The sequence below is a fragment of the Methyloligella halotolerans genome (genome assembly GCF_001708935.1).
GTDB lineage: Bacteria > Pseudomonadota > Alphaproteobacteria > Rhizobiales > Methyloligellaceae > Methyloligella > Methyloligella halotolerans.
This window is the reverse complement of the sequence record NZ_MASI01000004.1, coordinates 181,761-200,333: the sequence shown is the minus strand read 5'-3', so window position 1 is coordinate 200,333 and position 18,573 is coordinate 181,761. Positions and strand designations below refer to the sequence as shown.

The 18,573-nt window shown below is 64.5% G+C and carries 15 protein-coding genes and 2 pseudogenes; 11 read left to right on the top strand and 6 right to left on the bottom strand.

All coding sequences use genetic code 11. The features are described 5' to 3' along the window. Positions 1-64 precede the first annotated feature (64 nt). Entirely contained in the window at positions 65-940 is an 876-nt protein-coding gene (coxB, locus tag A7A08_RS09380; RefSeq protein ID WP_069095226.1) for a cytochrome c oxidase subunit II, read from the bottom strand. 531 nt (positions 941-1,471) lie between these two features. Between coxB and A7A08_RS09375 the strand changes: the two genes are divergently transcribed. Then, entirely contained in the window at positions 1,472-2,038 is a 567-nt protein-coding gene (locus tag A7A08_RS09375) for an invasion associated locus B family protein (protein ID WP_069095225.1), read from the top strand. Between the two features lie 384 nt (positions 2,039-2,422). On the opposite strand, the gene A7A08_RS09370 is transcribed toward A7A08_RS09375, so the two are convergent. Together A7A08_RS09370 and A7A08_RS09365 are read right to left on the bottom strand one after the other, a co-directional pair. Next, positions 2,423-3,829 carry a glutamate--cysteine ligase gene (locus A7A08_RS09370; RefSeq protein WP_069095224.1) on the bottom strand — a complete coding sequence of 469 codons (1,407 nt, stop codon included), beginning with the start codon at positions 3,827-3,829 and terminating at the stop codon, positions 2,423-2,425. 111 nt (positions 3,830-3,940) lie between these two features. Beyond that, entirely contained in the window at positions 3,941-4,696 is a 756-nt protein-coding gene (locus A7A08_RS09365; RefSeq protein ID WP_069095223.1) for a 16S rRNA (uracil(1498)-N(3))-methyltransferase, read from the bottom strand. A gap of 86 nt (positions 4,697-4,782) precedes the next feature. Here A7A08_RS09365 and ubiA point away from each other — a divergent pair. The 6 genes and pseudogenes from ubiA to lpxK all read left to right on the top strand — a co-directional run bounded on the left by ubiA (position 4,783) and on the right by lpxK (position 12,142). Beyond that, positions 4,783-5,743: pseudogene (gene ubiA, locus A7A08_RS17610) on the top strand (4-hydroxybenzoate octaprenyltransferase). 206 nt (positions 5,744-5,949) lie between these two features. Next, a complete protein-coding gene (locus A7A08_RS09355) occupies positions 5,950-6,774 on the top strand; it encodes an inositol monophosphatase family protein (protein WP_069095222.1) in 825 nt (274 codons plus the stop codon). A gap of 54 nt (positions 6,775-6,828) precedes the next feature. Next, positions 6,829-7,065 carry a DUF4170 domain-containing protein gene (locus A7A08_RS09350; RefSeq protein ID WP_069095221.1) on the top strand — a complete coding sequence of 79 codons (237 nt, stop codon included), beginning with the start codon at positions 6,829-6,831 and terminating at the stop codon, positions 7,063-7,065. A 144-nt stretch (positions 7,066-7,209) separates the two neighbouring features. After that, on the top strand, positions 7,210-9,087 hold the full coding sequence (locus tag A7A08_RS09345; RefSeq protein WP_083226628.1) for an ABC transporter ATP-binding protein: 1,878 nt from the start codon (positions 7,210-7,212) through the stop codon (positions 9,085-9,087). Between the two features lie 15 nt (positions 9,088-9,102). After that, the gene (locus tag A7A08_RS15600; protein ID WP_083226627.1) at positions 9,103-11,121 is read left to right on the top strand and encodes a glycosyltransferase N-terminal domain-containing protein; all 2,019 of its coding nucleotides are present in this window, start codon (positions 9,103-9,105) and stop codon (positions 11,119-11,121) included. Further along, positions 11,111-12,142, top strand: a complete 1,032-nt coding sequence (gene lpxK / locus A7A08_RS09335; RefSeq protein WP_069095220.1) for a tetraacyldisaccharide 4'-kinase — start codon at positions 11,111-11,113, stop codon at positions 12,140-12,142. The genes A7A08_RS15600 and lpxK overlap by 11 nt, the downstream gene beginning before the upstream one ends. A gap of 172 nt (positions 12,143-12,314) precedes the next feature. Here lpxK and A7A08_RS09330 read toward each other — a convergent pair whose 3' ends face one another. Then, positions 12,315-12,533: a DUF2093 domain-containing protein gene (locus A7A08_RS09330; RefSeq protein ID WP_069095219.1), complete on the bottom strand. Its 219-nt coding sequence runs from the start codon at positions 12,531-12,533 to the stop codon at positions 12,315-12,317. 76 nt (positions 12,534-12,609) lie between these two features. After that, a complete protein-coding gene (xseA, locus tag A7A08_RS09325; RefSeq protein ID WP_069095218.1) occupies positions 12,610-14,247 on the bottom strand; it encodes an exodeoxyribonuclease VII large subunit in 1,638 nt (545 codons plus the stop codon). A gap of 153 nt (positions 14,248-14,400) precedes the next feature. Here xseA and purD point away from each other — a divergent pair, with 153 nt between their 5' ends. Together purD and A7A08_RS09315 are read left to right on the top strand one after the other, a co-directional pair. After that, the gene (gene purD / locus A7A08_RS09320; protein WP_069095217.1) at positions 14,401-15,663 is read left to right on the top strand and encodes a phosphoribosylamine--glycine ligase; all 1,263 of its coding nucleotides are present in this window, start codon (positions 14,401-14,403) and stop codon (positions 15,661-15,663) included. 257 nt (positions 15,664-15,920) lie between these two features. Then, complete coding sequence (locus A7A08_RS09315) at positions 15,921-16,256, top strand: hypothetical protein (RefSeq protein ID WP_141693922.1); 336 nt, start codon at positions 15,921-15,923, stop codon at positions 16,254-16,256. Positions 16,257-16,519: 263 nt separating this feature from the next. Here A7A08_RS09315 and A7A08_RS09310 read toward each other — a convergent pair whose 3' ends face one another. Next, entirely contained in the window at positions 16,520-16,951 is a 432-nt protein-coding gene (locus A7A08_RS09310; protein ID WP_083226643.1) for a nucleoside deaminase, read from the bottom strand. 87 nt (positions 16,952-17,038) lie between these two features. Between A7A08_RS09310 and A7A08_RS09305 the strand changes: the two are divergent. Both A7A08_RS09305 and rsmD read left to right on the top strand, forming a co-directional pair. Continuing rightward, positions 17,039-17,827, top strand: a pseudogene (locus tag A7A08_RS09305) (pseudouridine synthase); the annotation flags it as partial. A 108-nt stretch (positions 17,828-17,935) separates the two neighbouring features. Then, a complete protein-coding gene (gene rsmD, locus A7A08_RS09300) occupies positions 17,936-18,496 on the top strand; it encodes a 16S rRNA (guanine(966)-N(2))-methyltransferase RsmD (RefSeq protein ID WP_069095214.1) in 561 nt (186 codons plus the stop codon). Positions 18,497-18,573 lie beyond the last annotated feature (77 nt).

Below are 18,573 nucleotides of genomic sequence, written 5' to 3'. Positions count from 1 at the left end.
CGGTGTTCCTCGTCCTCAAGCGTGCTTCTTAGGTCTTCAAATCCCAGGCGCGTTGCCGCGCTGACTAATTCTCGATCGCGGCGAGCTTGTCGCCGTCGTCGGCATCCGGCTCACCGGCGGGTTCAGCGCCGGCGACGCTCTTGCCGTCGTCCAGAGCCGCCTCTTTGGTCTCGGCGACCCACTTGGCGTATTCCTCCTCGCTGACGACACGCACCGCGATGGGCATGAACGCGTGGTTGCGCCCGCAGAGCTCGGAGCACTGGCCGTAGAACGTGCCTTCCTTCTCGGCGCGGAACCAGGTGGTCTGGAGACGGCCGGGGACCGCATCGACCTTGATGCCGAAGGACGGCATGGCCCAGTCATGGATCACGTCGGTGGACTTCACCTGGACAAGGACGTTCTTGCCGACCGGCACGACAACCTCGTTGTCGACGGACAGAAGACGCGGCTGGCCTTCCTTAAGCTGGTTGTCGGCAAGCATCAGGGAGTCGAACTGGATCTCCTCGTCGGGATACTCGTAGCTCCAGTACCACTGGTGGCCCGTCGCGTTGATGGTGACGTCGGCCTTCGGATAGTCGTACTGGGCGAAGAGGAGACGGAAGGAGGGAATAGCGATCGCCACGAGGATCAGGATCGGGACGATGGTCCAGACGACCTCGAGCATGGTGTGGTGAGAGGTGCGCGAGGCAACCGGGTTCCGCTTTTCATTGTAGCGGAACATCACCCAGCCGAGCAGCACGAGCACGAAAAGCGTGATGACGACGATGATCGCCGTGACGAAATTATGGAAGCTGTGGATCTGCTCCATAATCGGGGAAGCGGCTTCCTGCAGGCCGAGCTGCCACGGGGCCGCCCTGCCCAATTCGGCGGAGGCCGGGCCGCTGAACGTCAGCGCCGCGAGAGCCAAAACGCCCGCAAAATATCGATTGAAGGTCCCCATTCTCACACTCCTCAGTCTGCCCCAATTCGACCATCTCACCCGGTCGAATACCGTGCGCTAACCTCCAGGGCTGCGTCGTTGCGCAAGTGATTGAGCCGGCATTTGGACAAAGAATGGGCCTCGCAATCCGCTCGATCGCGATAAGGCGGTCCCCCCAAACTCTGTTCTTGCTTACGGCCCGCGGAGCGCATCGCCCGGCAGCTCTTTTACCGTGTAAAAATCATAAACGATATAGATTGGCAATACTCATCCTTCCCAGACGATGCGGCATATTCACGCCTGATGCAGGGGATTTTTTACCGAAAGCCCAATGGCTTCGCAGCTTAGGGGGATCGCCGATCGAACGGCGCCACAAGACCTTCGTCCACCAGACGAATTTTAGCCTCAATCCTTCTTCAAGGCAGCCGGAATGCTAGGCTTCCTGCCGTATCTAACGCTTTGCAGCGCGGGGCTTCCTCCGCTAGCTTGGCCCATTCGCGCCGCCCTGCCGGCCGGACCTTCCACCCGTTTCAAATCGAGCATCCTTCATCCATGACCTTGCCCCGTCTCTCCGGCCTCGCCCTGCCTTGCCGCGCGGCCCTCATCGCGATCTTCACAGTCGTGGCGTTGCATGGGCCGGCATTGGCCCAGGGGAAGGACGAAGAAGAGGCTGGGGGAATCACCGGCCCCGGCAGCGTGATCAAGGAGACCCACGGCGCGTGGCAGGTGAGCTGCCGGACGCCGCCCGGCGCCAGCGAGGAGAAATGCGCCCTGGTGCAGAGCGTGACCGCGGAGGACCGTCCCAATGTCGGACTCACGGTCGTGTTTTACAAAGCGGTGGGTGAGGACAAGCAGCTCCTGCGCGTCGTAGTGCCTCTCGGCGTTCTGCTGCCGACCGGGCTCGGCCTGAAGATCGACGGCGAAGACGTCGGCAACGCCCCGTTCCTGAAATGCAGCCGCAACGGATGCATCGCAGAGGTCGTGCTGCAGGACGAGGTCGTGAAAAAGATGAAGTCCGGCAAGCAGGCCGTTTTCATCATCTTCGACACCTACGAATCCGGCATCGGTATTCCGGTTTCGCTCGAGGGCTTCTCGAGCGGCACGAACGCAGTGAAATAACCACCGACGCTTATCGGCGGATTCCCCGGCTCAGCCTCTTGACCGGGCTAAGGCTTGGCCGCGAAGGCTCAGCCGGTTGCCGGCGCGCCGCATCCAACGAATTTTCAGGGATAGACCACCGCACAAAAAAGATCGGCGGTAGAGGCCTCTACCGCCGATCTGCATCCGTCGGGGGACGGACGTCCATCCCATCCGTGCAGGGTAGCGGATGGGAGGAGAACTAGGTCCTTATTTGGATATACCGGACCGGGCTTTCAAGCGATCCTATAGCAGATTTTTCGCCCAAACCGAAGCATTCTTATCGGAAACTGATTAATCGACCGGATACAGCCGGCTCAGCCCTGCCCCAGCGGACCTCTGGGCAGAAGCAAAATTCAATGGGTATCAGACGGCGAGGGCGAACGGCTTGATCCGGTAGGCCTCTTCAGTGAAGATTCGGTCGATATCGCTCTGCCAAGGGCCTTCATAGGCGGCAAGAAGACGGTCGGCCGGCACCCCGTGCTCCAGGGAATCGTGGAGAGGCTTCAAGAAGTGGCGCTCGTCCCTGCCCTTCGCATCGAGACGGGCGCGCCGCTCCAACCCCGCTTCGGAAATTCTGAGCACGTCTTCAGCGACATCCGCGACAGTACCGCCGCGGAACGGCGCATCGAGGGCGCGGGCCGGCACGGAATTCCGCAAGGCCAGGCGTTCTTCCGCCGTCCAGTCGGCGATCAGCGCTGCGGCATCGGAGAGGGACTGGGCGTCGTAGATGAGGCCGACCCAGAAAGCGGAAAGGGCGCAGATATTGCGGACCGGGCCCGCATCGGCGCCGCGCATCTCCAGGAAATGCTTGAGCCGCACGTCGGGGAAGGCGGTCGTGAGATGATCGGACCAGTCGGCCATGGTGGGCCGCTCGCCGGGGAGGGCTGTGAGCTTGCCGTCCAGAAAATCCTTAAACGATGCGCCGGCCACATCGATATACCGGCCGTCGCGATAGACGAAATACATCGGCACATTGAGGGCGTAGTCCACATAGCGCTCGAAGCCGAAATCGTCGTCGAAGGCTTGGGGCAGACCGCCGGTACGTTCCGGATCCGTGTCGCGCCAGATCTCCGCGCGGTAGGACTTGAAGCCGTTGGGATGGCCTTCGGTGAAAGGCGAGTTTGCGAAGAGGGCCGTGGCGACGGGCTGGAGAGCGAGGCCCACGCGGAGCTTCGCCAGCATGTCGGCCTCGTCGGCGAAATCGAGATTCACCTGAACCGTCGCGGTACGAAACATCATATCGCGGCCGAGGGTGCCGACCTTCGGCATGTAATCGGCCATGATGCGGTACCGCGCCTTGGGCATCATCGGCGTTTGCCGCAACGTCCATTTGGGTGAGAAGCCAAGACCCAGGAAGCCGATACCGAGCTCGTCGCCGATCTCCTCGGTCTCCACGAGGTGCTGGCGCACTTCCTCGCAGGTCTGATGCACCGTCTCCAGCGTTGCGCCGGAAAGCTCGAGCTGGCCGCCAGGCTCCAGGGTGACGGAGCCGCCCTTGTCGCAATCGGCGCGATTCAGAGCGATCAGATTGCCGTTTTCGTAGATCGGATCCCAGCCAAACCGCTCCCGCAGCCCCGCAAGGAGCGCACCGATGCCCCGATCACCCTCATAGGGAACCGGGGTGTGATCCTTCTGATAGAAGGCGAACTTCTCGTGCTCGGTGCCGATGCGCCACGTCTCGGGCGGCTTGCAGCCCTTCTCCAGATCAGCGACCAGCTCATCCCGCGATTCGATGGTGGGGCTTGCAGGCCCATCCACGCGTGTGGACATAGGGAACTCCGGTTGGTTGGAGGGGCCGGCTCTAAGATGGCGGGACGCGACTTATAGAGACCGGCTGATCTTATTGCGTATGGCTGACGGGCCTTGCAAGTTTCTAAACATCTATCGCCAATCGCCGATTACGGCATTGACCAGGGCCAAAGCAGCGACAGCGGCGGTGTCGGCGCGCATAACCCTCGGTCCCAGCGAGATGGGAACCACGAAAGGCTTTTCAAGCAAGGCCGCTTTTTCCTCTTCGTGAAAGCCGCCTTCCGGACCGATAAGAAGCGCGACCGGCTGGGGCTTGAGCGCCGACAGCGCGGCGATGGGCGATGCGATGGAGGCCGTCTCGTCGGCGAAGACGATGGGTCGGTCCGGGTTCCATTCGTCCAGGAGCTTCGGCAGCTTGACCGGCTCGGCCACCTCGGGCACGCGCAACAGCCCGCATTGCTCGGCGGCTTCCACTGCATTGGCCTGGAGGCGGTCGAGCTTGAGACGCTCCGCAACGGTATGGCGCATGATGACCGGGCGCAGCAGGCTCGCGCCCATCTCGGTCGCCTTCTGGGCCATGTAGTCGAGGCGCGCGCGCTTCAGGGGCGAAAAAAGATAATGGAGGTCCGGACCTTCCGCCTGCTGGCGCGTTTGCTCTTCGCTCCTGAGAACGGCCGTGCCCTTCCTGGCCTCCGAGATCACGGAGTGCCATTCGCCGTCACGCCCGTTGAAGAGGAGAATGCTATCCCCGGCCTTGAGTCGGATCACGTTGACGATGTAGTGAGCCTGGGCGCCGGAAATCTCCACCCTGGCGCCTTCGGCAAGCGGCGCATCCACATACAACCTCTGAAGCTTGTTTGGCGGTCTGGACGGCGAGTCGGTTCGCATGTGGATCGGTATGGAGTTTGCAGGCTTCCGGGGCGGTAATTTTCGCGCACAAGGCCTATATGGACGAAGATGGGACGCCTTCAGACATGACACGTCCGGTTGGACAGAGCAAAGCTGGCGATATGGCCGGCGTGGCGGATGCGCCTCAGGGGAACTGGGCGGACCGTTACGCCCCGGCCTTTCTGCTCCCCTATTTGCGACTTGCGCGGGCGGACCGGCCGATCGGCTTCTGGCTGCTCGCCATGCCATGCTTCTGGTCGGTGGCCCTGGCGGAACGAAGCCGGGACGCGGCTTTCCCCGATCCGTGGCTGCTCGTTCTGTTCGCAATCGGGGCGTTCGCCATGCGCGGAGCCGGCTGCACCTATAACGACATCGTGGATCGGGAGATCGACGCCCAGGTGGCGCGAACCCGCTCCCGGCCAATCCCCAGCGGTCAGGTCAGCGTCCGGGCCGCCATGATCTTCCTGGTGCTGCTCTGCCTCGTGGGGCTGGCGGTTTTGCTTTCCTTCAACGCGTTCACCGTGATGCTTGGCATCCTGGCGCTGCCGATCGTGGCGCTCTACCCCTTCGTGAAGCGCTTCAGCTATTGGCCCCAGGCGGTGCTGGGAATGGCATTCGGCTGGGGCGCTGATGGGGTTTGCCGCTGTCACGGGCTATCTGGCGCTTCCTGCGGTGCTGCTTTATGGCGGAGCGATCTGCTGGATCATCGGATTCGATACGATCTACGGCCATCAGGACCGGGAGGACGACGCCCTCATCGGGCTGAAATCCACCTCGCTCCGATTCGGGCGCAGCACCCGCACATGGCTGACGGGCTTATACACGGCGGCCTGGACGCTGATCACCCTGGCGGGCCTCGCGGGCGGGGCGGAGATCGTCTTTCTGCTGGGGATGGTCGCGGCGGGGGCGCATCTGTTCTGGCAGGTCGCCACGCTTGATATCGACAACGGCGACAACTGTCTGGCGCGCTTCCGCTCCAACCGGGATTTCGGCTTCGTGGTTTTCGCCGCAATTGTGCTGGATATGTATCTGGCCGCGGCCTTCTAGGCCTGCGGACAAAAATCCCGGGGGCGGCGCTTCGCATTCCCGGGACTTTCGTGACGCCTCGCCGTCGATTTCCTGTGACGGTCGATTTCGATTTGTCTGCGTGAGGCGATGCTGCCCAGGAAGCTTTCCGAATCGCTTAATGGACAGTGTTAATATTCCGTACCGGAAGGTGTGATCGTTCCCGAAGGAGGCGATACAGTCCCCCCATGACAGCCGTTAGCGCCAGCAAGCGAGAGCCCCACCCCTCCCTCGCCGATGATCTCGATCTCCTGAAAGTGGCCGTACGCGACGCCGGCGCGCTCGCCCTGACCTATTTCAACGAGCAGAAGCTCGACGTGCAGAAGAAGCCCGACGGAAGCGAGGTCAGCCAAGCCGATCTTGCTGTCGATGCCGCGCTGACCCTCGATTTGCGCACGCCGCGGCCCGATTACGGATGGCTTTCGGAGGAGAGCGAGGATACGCCGGAGCGCCTCGGCCGGCCGAATCTCTGGGTCATCGATCCCATCGACGGAACGCGCGCCTTCATCCGCAATGTGCCGGAATGGACGGTCTCCGCCGCCCTGGTGCGGGACGAGGAGCCGGTGCTGGGAGCCGTCTATAACCCAGTCACGGACGAGTTCTTCCACGCCATCAAGGACGGTGGCGCCTTCCTCAACGACGAGCGCATTCATATCGACGACAGCAAGGAACTGGCTGGCGCACGGCTCATCGCCAGCGGCGGGCTGTTCCGCAAACCCGTTTGGCGCGACCCGTGGCCCGACGTGAAGACCCAGTGGGTGAACTCGGTCGCCTACCGGCTCGCCCTGGTGGCGGCCAACAAGGCGGAGGCCACGATATCGCTGACGCCGAAGAGCGAGTGGGACATCGCCGCGGCGGCCCTGATCGTGGAGGAAGCCGGGGGTTGCGTCACCGATCATGCCGGCCAAGGATTCCGCTACAACCAGCCCGATCCCAGGGTCGGCAGCGTCGTGGGCGCGCCGCCCGCCATCCACCATGCGATCATCGAACGCACGCAACACGTGGAATTGTAAGGCAGGATCGGGATCACCACCGGATCACGCTTTTGAGGGAGTAATACCGTCTACATGGCTGAAATCGCTGCAAGCAAATCCCAGGTCCTGCATCTTGTGTTCGGCGGCGCGCTGCAAGATCTGGACGGCGTCGCCTTCAAGAATCCGGAATCGCTTGACGTGGTCGGCATATATCCCGACTACGAAGCCGCCTATAACGCCTGGAAGGACGTGAGCCACCGCAATCTCGACGACGCATTGCGGCGCTATTTTATCGTCGACCTGCAAAGCCTGATCGACCCAGAACAGTAGAACGCGCGATTGCCGCGTTCGAACGGCCGGGATCAGACCGGTTGGGTCGGGGGATCGTTTGGTGTTAAGACCCGCTCAAGGCCGTGCGCCGGGTGGCAGCATTGGGCTCGCCGGCGACGGCCTAAGCTTATTGGGGATCAGTCGTTGAAAGACCAGCTATTCAGCGATACGCGCAGCATCGTCCGCGCCAAGGACGGGTTGGAGCGCGAATACGAGACCGGCGAGATGGTTCGGCGCATCTGGCGCGAGAACCTGCGTCCGCGGCTCGGCATCCTGATCGTCGCCATGGTCGCCATGATCCTGACCGCGGCTACGACGGGCGCGATCCCGTTCCTGATCCAGAAGGTCGCCGACGACGTGTTCGTCGCGAAGAAGGCGGAGATGATCTACTGGGTGACGGCGGGCATCGTCCTCGTCTCCATCATCAAATGCCTGGCGGAATACGTCGCCGAGGTGACGGTGGGCTATCTCGGCCACCGCTTCATCGCCGATCTCCGCATCCGCATGTTCAACCGCCTGGCCTTCGCCGATCTCAGCTGGATCCAGTCGATCCATTCGGGACGTCTGCTGTCCGGCTTCCTCAACGACTCCAACCTGATCCGCCAGGCGGCGAGCCGTTCCCTCGTGACCCTCGGCGAGAGCTATCTGAAGATCATCATCCTGGTCGCCACCATGTTCTACATGGATGCGCGCTTCTCGATCCTGATCCTCCTCTTCATGCCGATCGGCTGGGTGATGCTGGGACGGCAGCGCCGCAAGATGCGCAAATCCACCAGCAAGTCGCTGCAGGAGACGGGCGATCTCTCCGCCCTGGTGACCCAGACCTTGCGGGGCATTCGCGTGGTGCGGGCCTATGCCCAGGAAGAAAAAGAGAAGGACCGCGCCGCGAGCGCCATCAACCGGGCGCTGGAGTTCACCATGCGCGGCACGCGGGCGCGGGCTTTGTCGAGCCCGTCCATCGAGCTTCTCACCGGTCTCGGCTTCGCGCTGGCAATCTATTTCGCCGGCACCAAGGGCATTCGCGGCGACCTCACCCTCGGCCACTTCATGGGCTTCATGACGGCGGCGCTGCTGATCTATCCGCCACTGAAGAGCGCGGCCACGTTGCAGACCCAGCTCCAGGAAGGCATGGCGGCGGCGAGCCGCGTGTTCGGCATCATCGATCTGGAAACCCAGATGAAGGAGGCGCCGGACGCGCCGGCGCTGAAGCTGACCCAGGGCGAGCTGACCTATGACGATGTCAGCTTTGCCTACGAGCCCGGGAAGCCGGTGCTTCAAGGGGTGAACCTCACCATCGCCCCGGGCAAGACGGTGGCCCTGGTCGGGCCGTCAGGCTCGGGCAAGAGCACCATGGTCAATCTCGCGCTCAGGTTCTTCGATCCGTCGGGCGGCAAGATCACGATCGACGGGCAGAATATCTCCGAGGTCTCCATCGCATCGCTGCGGGATTCCATCGCCCTGGTGACCCAGGACCCGGTGCTGTTCGACGATTCCGTGCGGGCGAACATCGCCTATGGTTCGCGGCCCGAAAACGAGGACGAGGTGATCGCGGCGGCGAAGGCGGCGGCGGCGCACGACTTCATCACGCAGCTCCCGCAAGGCTACGACACCCGTGTCGGCGAGGCGGGCACGCTGCTGTCGGGCGGCGAGCGCCAGCGTATCGCCATCGCGCGCGCCATCTACAAGAATGCGCCGATCCTGCTTCTGGACGAGCCGACCAGTTCGCTGGACAGCGAGGCGGAGTCCAAGGTCCAGAAGGCGCTCGAGAAGCTCATGCGCGGCCGGACCGTGCTGATGATCGCCCACCGCCTCTCCACCGTGCAGAAGGCGGACATGATCTGCGTGCTCGACCATGGGCGCGTGATCGAGACGGGACGCCATACGGAGCTGGTCGCCAAGGGCGGCCTCTATGCGCGGCTGCACAAGACCCAGTTCGATATCGGCGGCGAAGCGTCCGTGGCGCCGGCCCCGGATGCGGATGAGTCCGACGATCCGGAAGCCGTCGCGCTGGCGACCAAATAACGTCGCGCGAGGGCTATGTTCAAAAGTCTCGCCCGCTCGAACCGCCTGGTCTCGCTGGCCGGCTGGCTCGGCGCCAAATATATCAATCTGGTCTACGGCTCGAGCGACATCCGGCGTACGCCGGACGATCTCGACCAGCGGCTGAAGGACCAGGATCCCCAGATCTTCATCACCTGGCACGGGCAGTTCCTGCTCGCGCCCAAGATGCGTCCGCCCTGGGTGCCCGAGGTGGTGGCCATGGTGGCACGGCACGGGGATGCGGAATTCATCGCCGAGACCCTGAAGCATTTCGGCACCAACTTCGCGCGCGGCGCCGGGGCCGGCAACCGGCGGAAGGATCGCGGCGGCGCGAAGGCTTTGCGGGAAGCGGTGAAGGCTTTGGATCGCGGCGCGACGATCGTCATCACCGCGGACGTGCCCCCCGGTCCGGCCCGCCGAGCCAGCATGGGCATCGTCACCATGGCCCGGCTTTCGGGCCGTCCCATGGTGCCGTTCGGCATGGCGACGAAGCGCTATTTCGCCTTCAACTCCTGGAGCAAGCTGACCATCAACCTCCCCTTCAACCGGCTTGGCATCGCGGTCGGCGATCCGGTCTGGGTTTCGGCAGACGCCGATGAAGAGGAGATGGAGCGCGCGCGGGCGGCTCTCGAGGACGGGCTCAACGATACGATGGCAAAGGCTTACGCACTCGCAGGCAGCGACGATCCGATTTCGGACGCCTCGCGCCTGAAGCGGGCCAGGCCGAGCGCGGTGCTGAAGGTCTATCGCGGGCTGACGCGGGCGGCGGAACCCTTCGTGCCGCGCCTTCTGGATTGGCGTGAGGAGAAGGGCAAGGAAGAGGCCTCCCATCGGGGCGAACGGTTCGGCGAGGCGAGCCTTCCGCGGCCCGAAGGCCGGCTCTGCTGGCTGCATGCGGCGAGCGTGGGCGAGACCAATGCCGCGCTGCCGCTGATCGGCGCGCTGAAGAAGCGCTGGCCCGATCTCAACATCCTCCTCACCACCGTGACGGTGACCTCCGCGAAGCTGGCGCGCCGGCGCCTGCCCGATGGGGCGGTGCATCAATACGTGCCGCTCGACAGCGCGGAGTATATGCGGCGCTTCCTGGATCACTGGCGCCCAGACCTGGCATTGCTGGTGGAATCGGAGATCTGGCCGAACCTGCTCCTGGAGACCAAGGCCCAGGGCGTGCCGCTCGTGCTCATCAATGGGCGCATCTCCAAGAAGACCTATCAGCGGTGGCGCCGCTTCAAGAGCTTCAGCCGCCCGCTATTCTCGTGCTTCGACCTGGTGCTGGCGCAGAACGCGTCGCTCGGCCGGCAGTTCATGCGGCTGGGCGCAGGCGAATCGATCGCCGTGGGCAATCTCAAAGCCGATGCACCGCCGCCGCCGTCCGATCTGGAGGGGCGGCCTGCCTTGGAGCAGGCGCTCGGCGGACGGCCGGTGTTCCTGGTTTCCAGCACCCATCCGGGAGAGGACGAGCTGATCGGCGAGGCGCACGAGATTGCCAAGAAGGAGCTGCCGGACCTGCTCACCATCATCGCGCCGCGGCATCCCCATCGGGGGTCCGGCGTGGCGGAGGCGCTGTCCCAGCGCGGACTGAAGACGGCGCTTCGATCGGAAGGCGCCCTGCCCGGTCCCGAGACGGATGTCTACATCGCCGACACGATCGGCGAGCTGGGCATGCTCTATGCGCTTTCGCCTGTTGCGCTGATCGGGGGCTCCCTGAAGAAGAAGGGCGGCCAGAACCCGGTGGAAGCGATCAAGCTCGGCGCGGCGGTGCTGACCGGTCCGGGCTGGGCGAACTTCAAGGATTCCTATTCCCAGCTTCTGGAAGCGGGAGGGTGCCGCGAGGTCGGCGACCCGCAGGCGATCGCACAGACCGTCGTGACGCTGTTACGGAATGAAAACGAGCGGGAGGCGATGATCGCCAATGCGACGCGCTGCCTCCACCGGATGAGCGGCGCGCTGGACCGCACGGTGGCGGAGCTTGTCCGCTTCCTGCCCGACGAGACGGAGAAGAAGAATGAAACTTAAGCCGCCGAAGTGGTGGTACCGGGAGCAAGGCGCCATGGCGACGGCGCTGAAACCGGTGAGCCGGCTTTACGGCCGCATCGCCGAAAAGAAGGCGACCCAGACCGCGCCCTATCTCTCCCGACTGCCGGTGATCTGCATCGGCAATTTCACCGTGGGCGGGAGCGGCAAGACGCCGACCGCCATCGCGGCCGCCCAGATTCTCAAGCTTGCCGGCGAGCGTCCCGCCTTCCTCACCCGGGGCTATGGCGGCAAGGAGCACGGCCCGATCCGCGTCACCGAGGGGATGGATGCGGCGAAGGTCGGCGACGAGCCGCTTCTGCTGGCGGAACACGCACCGACCATCGTCTCGGCCGACCGGGAGAAGGGCGCGAAGCTGATCGAGACCATGGATGCGACCGTGATCCTGATGGATGACGGTTTCCAGAATGCCTCCATCGGGAAGGACCTCTCGCTGATCTGCGTCGACGCCAGGACCGGCATCGGAAACGGCATGGTGCTGCCGTCCGGTCCCTTGCGGGCGCCGCTCGATCCGCAGATCCGCATGGCGGATGCGCTGATCGTCGTCGGCGACGGCACCAAGGCGAACGGGCTCATCGAGCGCTTCACAGAGGCGGGCAAGCTGGTGCTCAAGGCGGAGATCGGCCTCCGGCAGGATACGCGCTGGCTCGGTGTTCTGCCGGTGATCGGCTTTGCCGGCATCGCGCAGCCGGACCGCTTCTTCCGCACCTTGCGGGACGCGGGCGCGCGGCTGACGGACAAGAAGGTGTTCCCGGACCATCATCGCTTCACCGACAAACAAGCTCAGGCGCTGCTCGACGAGGCGGAGGAGCGCAACTGCATGCTGGTGACGACGGAGAAGGATTGGGTGCGGCTACCGGAGGACCGGGACTCGCCGCCGGGCGAGCTGAAATTCCGATCGCGGCCGCTGCCCATCGAGATCAAGATCGGCGACGAGGCCGCTCTGGGCGATCTGATGACCAACGCCATCAATCGCAAGCGCGGCGACGTGCCGAAGGGGTAGTGCCGAAACACCTCCGGCTCGCTCGTCCTGTCATCGCCCGGTTCGACCGGGCGATCCAGTACACGCCCTGTGCACCGGTTCTCGACTATCAGTGGTTACTGGATCCCGGCGTTCGCCGGGATGACGGCCGTGCTCGGTGCATCGTCTCGGCTTAACCGGGCCGGGACGGAGCTTACTTCCCGTGGGTCTCGCGGTAGCGCTGGAGGGAGATCGCGGCGTCGAGATAGGGCTCCTGAAGCTCGACGCTCCAATAGCGCAGCTCGTCCAGGCGGATCGGCTCGCCGGTCACCGCGCAGCGAACGAAGTCGCCGGGCGAGAGCACCTGCACTTCGCCATCGAGATATCTGAGCTTGGCTTCGCCTTTGAAGCCCAACCGTTCAAACCGGTTCATCACGTTCGAGCCGTCTCTTCGTTTTCGCTTTTTCCTGCCGGACCGGGGCCACCTTAGACTCCACATCCCGAGACCGCTAGAGCAGCTTGCCCTGTTTGGCCGGCGGCTTTTCCGCGCGTGCCAAAGGCTTTTCGGATGCAGATTTGGGCGGGCGCTGCTTGGTTTGCGACTGCTTGGACGGCGCTGGCCGCTTCGGGGCCGGCTTGCCGGGCTCCGTCGGATCCAAAACCGGCTGGCCTGCCGTGGCGCCGAGATGGCCATCGGCGAATTGCAGATCGAGGGCCGTGCCGGGACGGACGCCGGCTGCCTTTCGCACCACCTGCCCCGCCTCGTCGCGCACCAGGGCGAAGCCGCGCGCCAGCACGTTCTGAGGACCGAGAGAGACCAGCAGCTTCGACTGCTCCTCCAGGCGGCGGCGCTTCAGGGCGATCTCGGCGCGCAGGCCGCGGGCCGCCTGACGGTCCAGCCGCGTGAGGCGCTCGCGGGCCTGCAGGGCGCGGCCGGCGAGAAGGTGCGGGCGGAGCTGAGCGGCCCGGTCGAACCGGCCGCGGTGTTTTTGGGCATTGGCGGCGAGCGCCGGCGCCAGCATGCGGGCGGTCGCATCGAAGCGATGACGCGGCGCGGTGATGAGCTGGGACAGCTTGGGCAGGCGCATGGCCTGGTTGGCGAACAGACTGCGGGCGCGCTGAACATGAGAATGGGTGCCACGGCCCAGGCGGCCCGAAACGCTGTCGAAATGCTGGCGAGGCAAGGCAAGAATCGCCGACGGCTTCGGGATACCCCGGGAGGCTGCCAGGAAGCGGTTGCGATGGCCGCCAAGGGCGCTGCGCAAGACGCCGCCCATGCGCACGCCGAAGCCCGAGACCTGCAGCAGCAGATCGGCGCGGACCGGTACGGCGCGTTCGGCGGCGCCTGTCGGCGTCGGCGCACGGTAATCGGCGACGAGGTCGATGAGGGTCCAGTCGGTCTCGTGGCCGACCGCGGAGATCAGCGGGATGTTGCTGGCGAAGGCGGCGCGCACCACGGCCTCTTCGTTGAAGCCCCAGAGATCCTCCAGGCTGCCGCCGCCACGGGCGACGATGATCAGGTCCGGGCGCGGCATGAGACCCGCACCGTCCATCGCGTTGAAAGCCTCGATTGCCGCCGAGACCTCTTGGGCGCAGGTGTCGCCCTGGACGCGGCAGGGCCATAGCAGCACATGGCTCGGGAAGCGGTCCTCAAGCCGATGAAGAATATCGCGGATGACCGCCCCGGTGGGTGAGGTGACGACCCCGATGACGCGAGGCAGGAAGGGGAGCGGCTTCTTGTGGGCCTCGTCGAACAGGCCCTCTTCGGCGAGCTTCCGCTTGCGTTCCTCGAGCAGCGCCATAAGCGCGCCGAGCCCCGCCGGCTCCAGCTGTTCGATGACGATCTGATATTTGGAACGGCCGGGATAGGTGGTGACCTTGCCGGTGGCGATCACCTCCAGCCCCTCCTCCGGCTTGAACTTCAGCTTGCCGAATGTGGATCGCCAGCAGACCGCATCGATGCAGGCCTTTTCATCCTTCAGGGTGAAATAGGCGTGGCCCGAAGCGTGCTGGCCACGGAAGCCGGAAATCTCGCCGCGCAGGCGCACATGGCCGTAGGCATCCTCCACCGTGCGCTTCAGGGAGAAGGACAGCTCGGAGACCGAATATTCGATCAGGTTGGAATGCAGGTCGGGCTCGGGCGGCATAACGGTCCGGTTTGGTCGGCATGCGAAAGCGCGCTATGAAGCGCGGGAATTCTGGAAGCTGGGGCCATAGGCTGGTGCCTTAAGCTGGTACCTTGGGCCCGAACAAGCAATAGCAGGACGCAGTCCAAACCATAAAGCGGGGATAAGCGAGACGTGAATGTTCTAGTGATCGGCGGCGGCGGGCGCGAGCATGCGCTCTGTTGGAAACTGGCTCAGTCGCCGGAGTTGGAGACGCTCTACTGCGTGCCGGGAAATGCCGGCATCGCAAAGGTCGCCGAATGCGTCGACCTGATGCTGACCGACCATCAGGCGATCCTCGCCTTCTGCAAGGAGAAGGAGATCGGCCTGGTGGTGATCGGGCCCGAGGCGCCGCTGGTGGAAGGGCTGGCCGACGATCTGGAGGGCGATGGCATCGCCGTGTTCGGTCCGGACGCGAAGCCCGCACAGCTGGAAGGCTCCAAGGCCTTCACCAAGCTGATCTGCGACGAGGCGAATATCCCGACGGCGAAATACGCCATTTTCGACAATGCGAGCGATGCCCGCACTCATCTGATGACCCACGACATGCCGGTGGTGATCAAGGCGGACGGGCTGGCGGCCGGCAAGGGCGTCACCATCGCTCATAACGCGGGCGAGGCCCTGCGGGCGCTGCAGGCCTGCTTCGACGGCACCTATGGCGGCCCCGGCGCCAAGGTGGTGATCGAGGAGTTTCTCGACGGCGAAGAGGCGAGCTTCTTCGCGCTCGTCGACGGGGAGACAATCCTGCCGCTCGCGACCGCCCAGGACCATAAGCGCGCCTATGACGGCGACGAGGGGCCGAACACCGGCGGCATGGGCGCCTATTCCCCTGCCCCCATCATGACCGACGAGATCTGCCAGAAGGTGGTGGACGAGATCATCCGGCCGACCGTCTCGTGGCTGGCCGATGCGGGCATGGCCTATAAGGGCGTGCTCTATGCCGGGCTGATGGTGAAGGACGGAAGCCCCAAGCTCATCGAATACAATGTCCGCTTCGGCGATCCGGAATGTCAGGCGCTCATGGTGGCGCTGAAATCGGACCTGCTGCCGGCGCTGCTGGCCACCGCGCGCGGCGATCTCTCAGGCATGACGCTGGACTGGCATACGGGAGCAAGCCTGTGCGTGGTGATGGCCTCGAAAGGCTATCCCGGCGATTACGAGAAGGGCTCCGAGATCAAGGGGCTCGAAGAGGCTGCGGCGCCTGAAGGCGTCGAGATCTTCCACGCCGGCACGGCCCAGGACGGCGACAAGGTGATCGCCACTGGCGGCCGCGTACTCGGTGTCACGGCGCGGGGCGAATCGATCGCCGAAGCGCAAAGCCGCGCCTACGAGGCGGTCGACAAGATCGACTGGCCGGAAGGGTTCTGCCGACGGGATATCGGCTGGCGGGCGGTTTAGCCATTCTGCTCGGATGTCATCGCCCGGCTTGACCGGGCGATCCATTAGCCCCTGTCTCCGTTTTTCAAGATTTGCGGCGGTTACTGGATCCCGCTTTCGCCGGGATGACGGCCCCTGCCACGGGCCACGACCTAGCCCTAGAAACAAACCGTTGCAGATTCGCACTTTCTCCACGGTTTCGTGCGAGGCTCATTGCCAATTGGGAACGGCAGGCCTAGCTTGCGGTTTGATTTGCGACATTGGCGGAGGGATTCATCGTGCGGAGCTTTTTGGACATCGGGCAGCTGACGGCCGTTTTCGGCCTGGCTCTGGCAGCTTCGTGCCTCACCGTCTTCGCTCCGAAATCGGCCGAGGCCGGCCCCCTGGCGCTGTCCCAGCCGACCCATTCTTCGCCTGTCATCGAAGCCCAGATCTTCGAGCGGGGCCGCCCGCCGCAATATCCCTATGTGATCCGTCGCGGACCGCGCTGGGATTCCTATTTCGGCTTCGTGCCCTACGAGAACGGCAATATCGAGAATCAGGCCCTGCGCCGGTCCCAGTCGCCTTCGATCTGGCTGAAGCCCGAGGCCAACCCCGCTCCGAATCAGCGCTAGGGTTTTCCCTCGCGGTTGCCGTCATACCGGTGAAAGCCGGTATCCCATTTCACACTTCGAAGACTGTTGCTGGATTCCGGCTTTCGCCGGAATGACGCCGTCTATGGGCCAGCACCTTCGAGACGGCGCTCAGCTCACGTCCCAAGTACAATTGTCATGCCCAGCCTTGTGCCGGGCATCCATAACCCCGGTGATCCCTCTTTCAACAAGCGTGGGTGTTCATGGATTGCCGGGACAGGCCCGGCAATGACGCTTCACAAGGCTCACCGCCGCTCGGCGAAGAAATCCTTCAGAAGCTCCGAGGCGCGGGTCTCATTCAGCCCGCCGATGACCTCCGGCGCATGGTGGCAGGTCGGTTGAGCGAAGAAGCGGGGGCCGTGCTCAACGGCGCCGCCCTTGGGATCGTATGCCCCGAAATAGAGCCGCCTGATCCGCGCGAAGGAAATGGCCGCGGCGCACATGGCGCAGGGCTCCAGGGTCACGTAGAGATCGCAATCGATCAGCCGTTCCGAGCCCAGCCTGGCGCAGGCCTCGCGGATCGCCAGAAGCTCGGCATGGGCCGTGGGGTCGTTCTCCGCCTTGGGCCGGTTGCCGGCCACGCTGAGCACCTCGCCGCACGCGGAGACGATGACCGCACCCACGGGCACCTCGCCCGCCGCGGCGGCCCGTTCGGCCTCTTCCAAGGCGATCTCCATGGGCGGGCGCCGATCCTGCCCGGACATACCGCCCTTCCCTGCAGCCGGCATTTTCAGGGCTTTCAATTTGTTGCTCATCCACGTCATATGCGCCCCATGACGCAAGCGGATCAAGAATCGCAAAAACAAAAGGTCGAAGCCGCCGACACGTCCATGCGGGTCGCCAAGCGGATCGCCAAGGCGGGAGTCTGCTCACGCCGGGATGCGGAAAAGCTGATCGAAGAGGGCCGCGTGGCGGTGAACGGCAAGGTGCTGGCGACGCCCGCCTGCGTGGTCACCGACTCCGACAAGGTGACTGTGGACGGCAAGGCCCTGCCCGCGGCAGAGATCCCGCGGATGTGGCGCTATCACAAGCCGAAGGGGCTGGTGACCAGCCACAAGGACGAGCAGGGCCGGAAGACGGTGTTCGAGGCGCTGCCGCCGGAGCTGCCGCGGGTGATCTCGGTCGGCCGGCTGGACATCGCCACCGAAGGTCTGCTGCTGCTGACCACGGATGGTGCGATCGCCCGGCATTTGGAGCTCCCCTCGACCGGTTGGCTACGCCGCTACCGCGTCCGGGCCTATGGCGAAGTCGCCGACGAGCAGCTTGAAGAGATCCGCGCCGGGGCGACCATCGACGGGATCGCCTATGGCCCCGTGGAGGCCAGTATCGAACGGGTCCAGGGCGGCAATGTCTGGCTCTCCATCGGGATTCGCGAGGGCAAGAACCGGGAGGTGAAGCGCCTCCTGGAGCATCTCGGGCTGAAGGTGAACCGGCTGATCCGGACGTCTTTCGGACCGTTCCAGCTGGGCGAGCTGGCGCCCGGCGCAGTGCTGGAAGTCGGGCCCAAGGCGCTGACCAGCCATCTCGGCGTCAAGCTGGCCCAGGAGCTGGGCGTGCGCGCACCGACCAAGCAGGGCGGCAAACGGCCAACGCCGGGCAAGCACGGCAAGCTACACTCCCAAAAATCGCCGCAAGCCCGGCGCAGGGCGAAGCGCTAAGCCATGCGGATCGTTTCCGGGCGGTTCAAATCCCACAGCCTCGTCGCGCCCAAGGGCGACGCCACGCGGCCGACCTCCGACAAGGTCCGGCAAGCTGTCTTCAACGTGCTTGAGCACGGTATCGGCGTGGCGTTCGAAGGGGCGCGGGTGCTGGACCTGTTCGCCGGCTCCGGCGCGCTGGGGCTGGAGGCATTGTCGCGCGGGGCGAAATTCTGCTGCTTCATCGATGATGCGGCCCCGGCGCGTGCGGCATTGCGGCGCAATGTTGAGGCGTTGGGGCTAACCGGCGTGAGCAAGATTTGGCGCCGCGATGCTACCCGGCTCGGACCGGTCGGCACGATGGCTCCATTTGACATAATTTTTCTCGATCCGCCTTACGGGAGGGGTCTCGGCGAAAAATCTCTTGCCAGCCTTGAAGAGGGCGGCTGGTGCGCACCGGACGCCATCGCCGTGCTCGAAGAAAAAAGCGGGCTTGCCCTAGAGATTCCGCCCGGCTTCGAGACGCTCGACGAACGGGATTACGGTGACACGAGGATCACACTCCTGCGAGGAAGTGTGAATTGACGATCAGCCACGATGGCGGGCTTTTGCGCGCCGTGTTTAAGTTTCCCCTGTAGGGGCTTTGCGTGGCTGGGAGTATC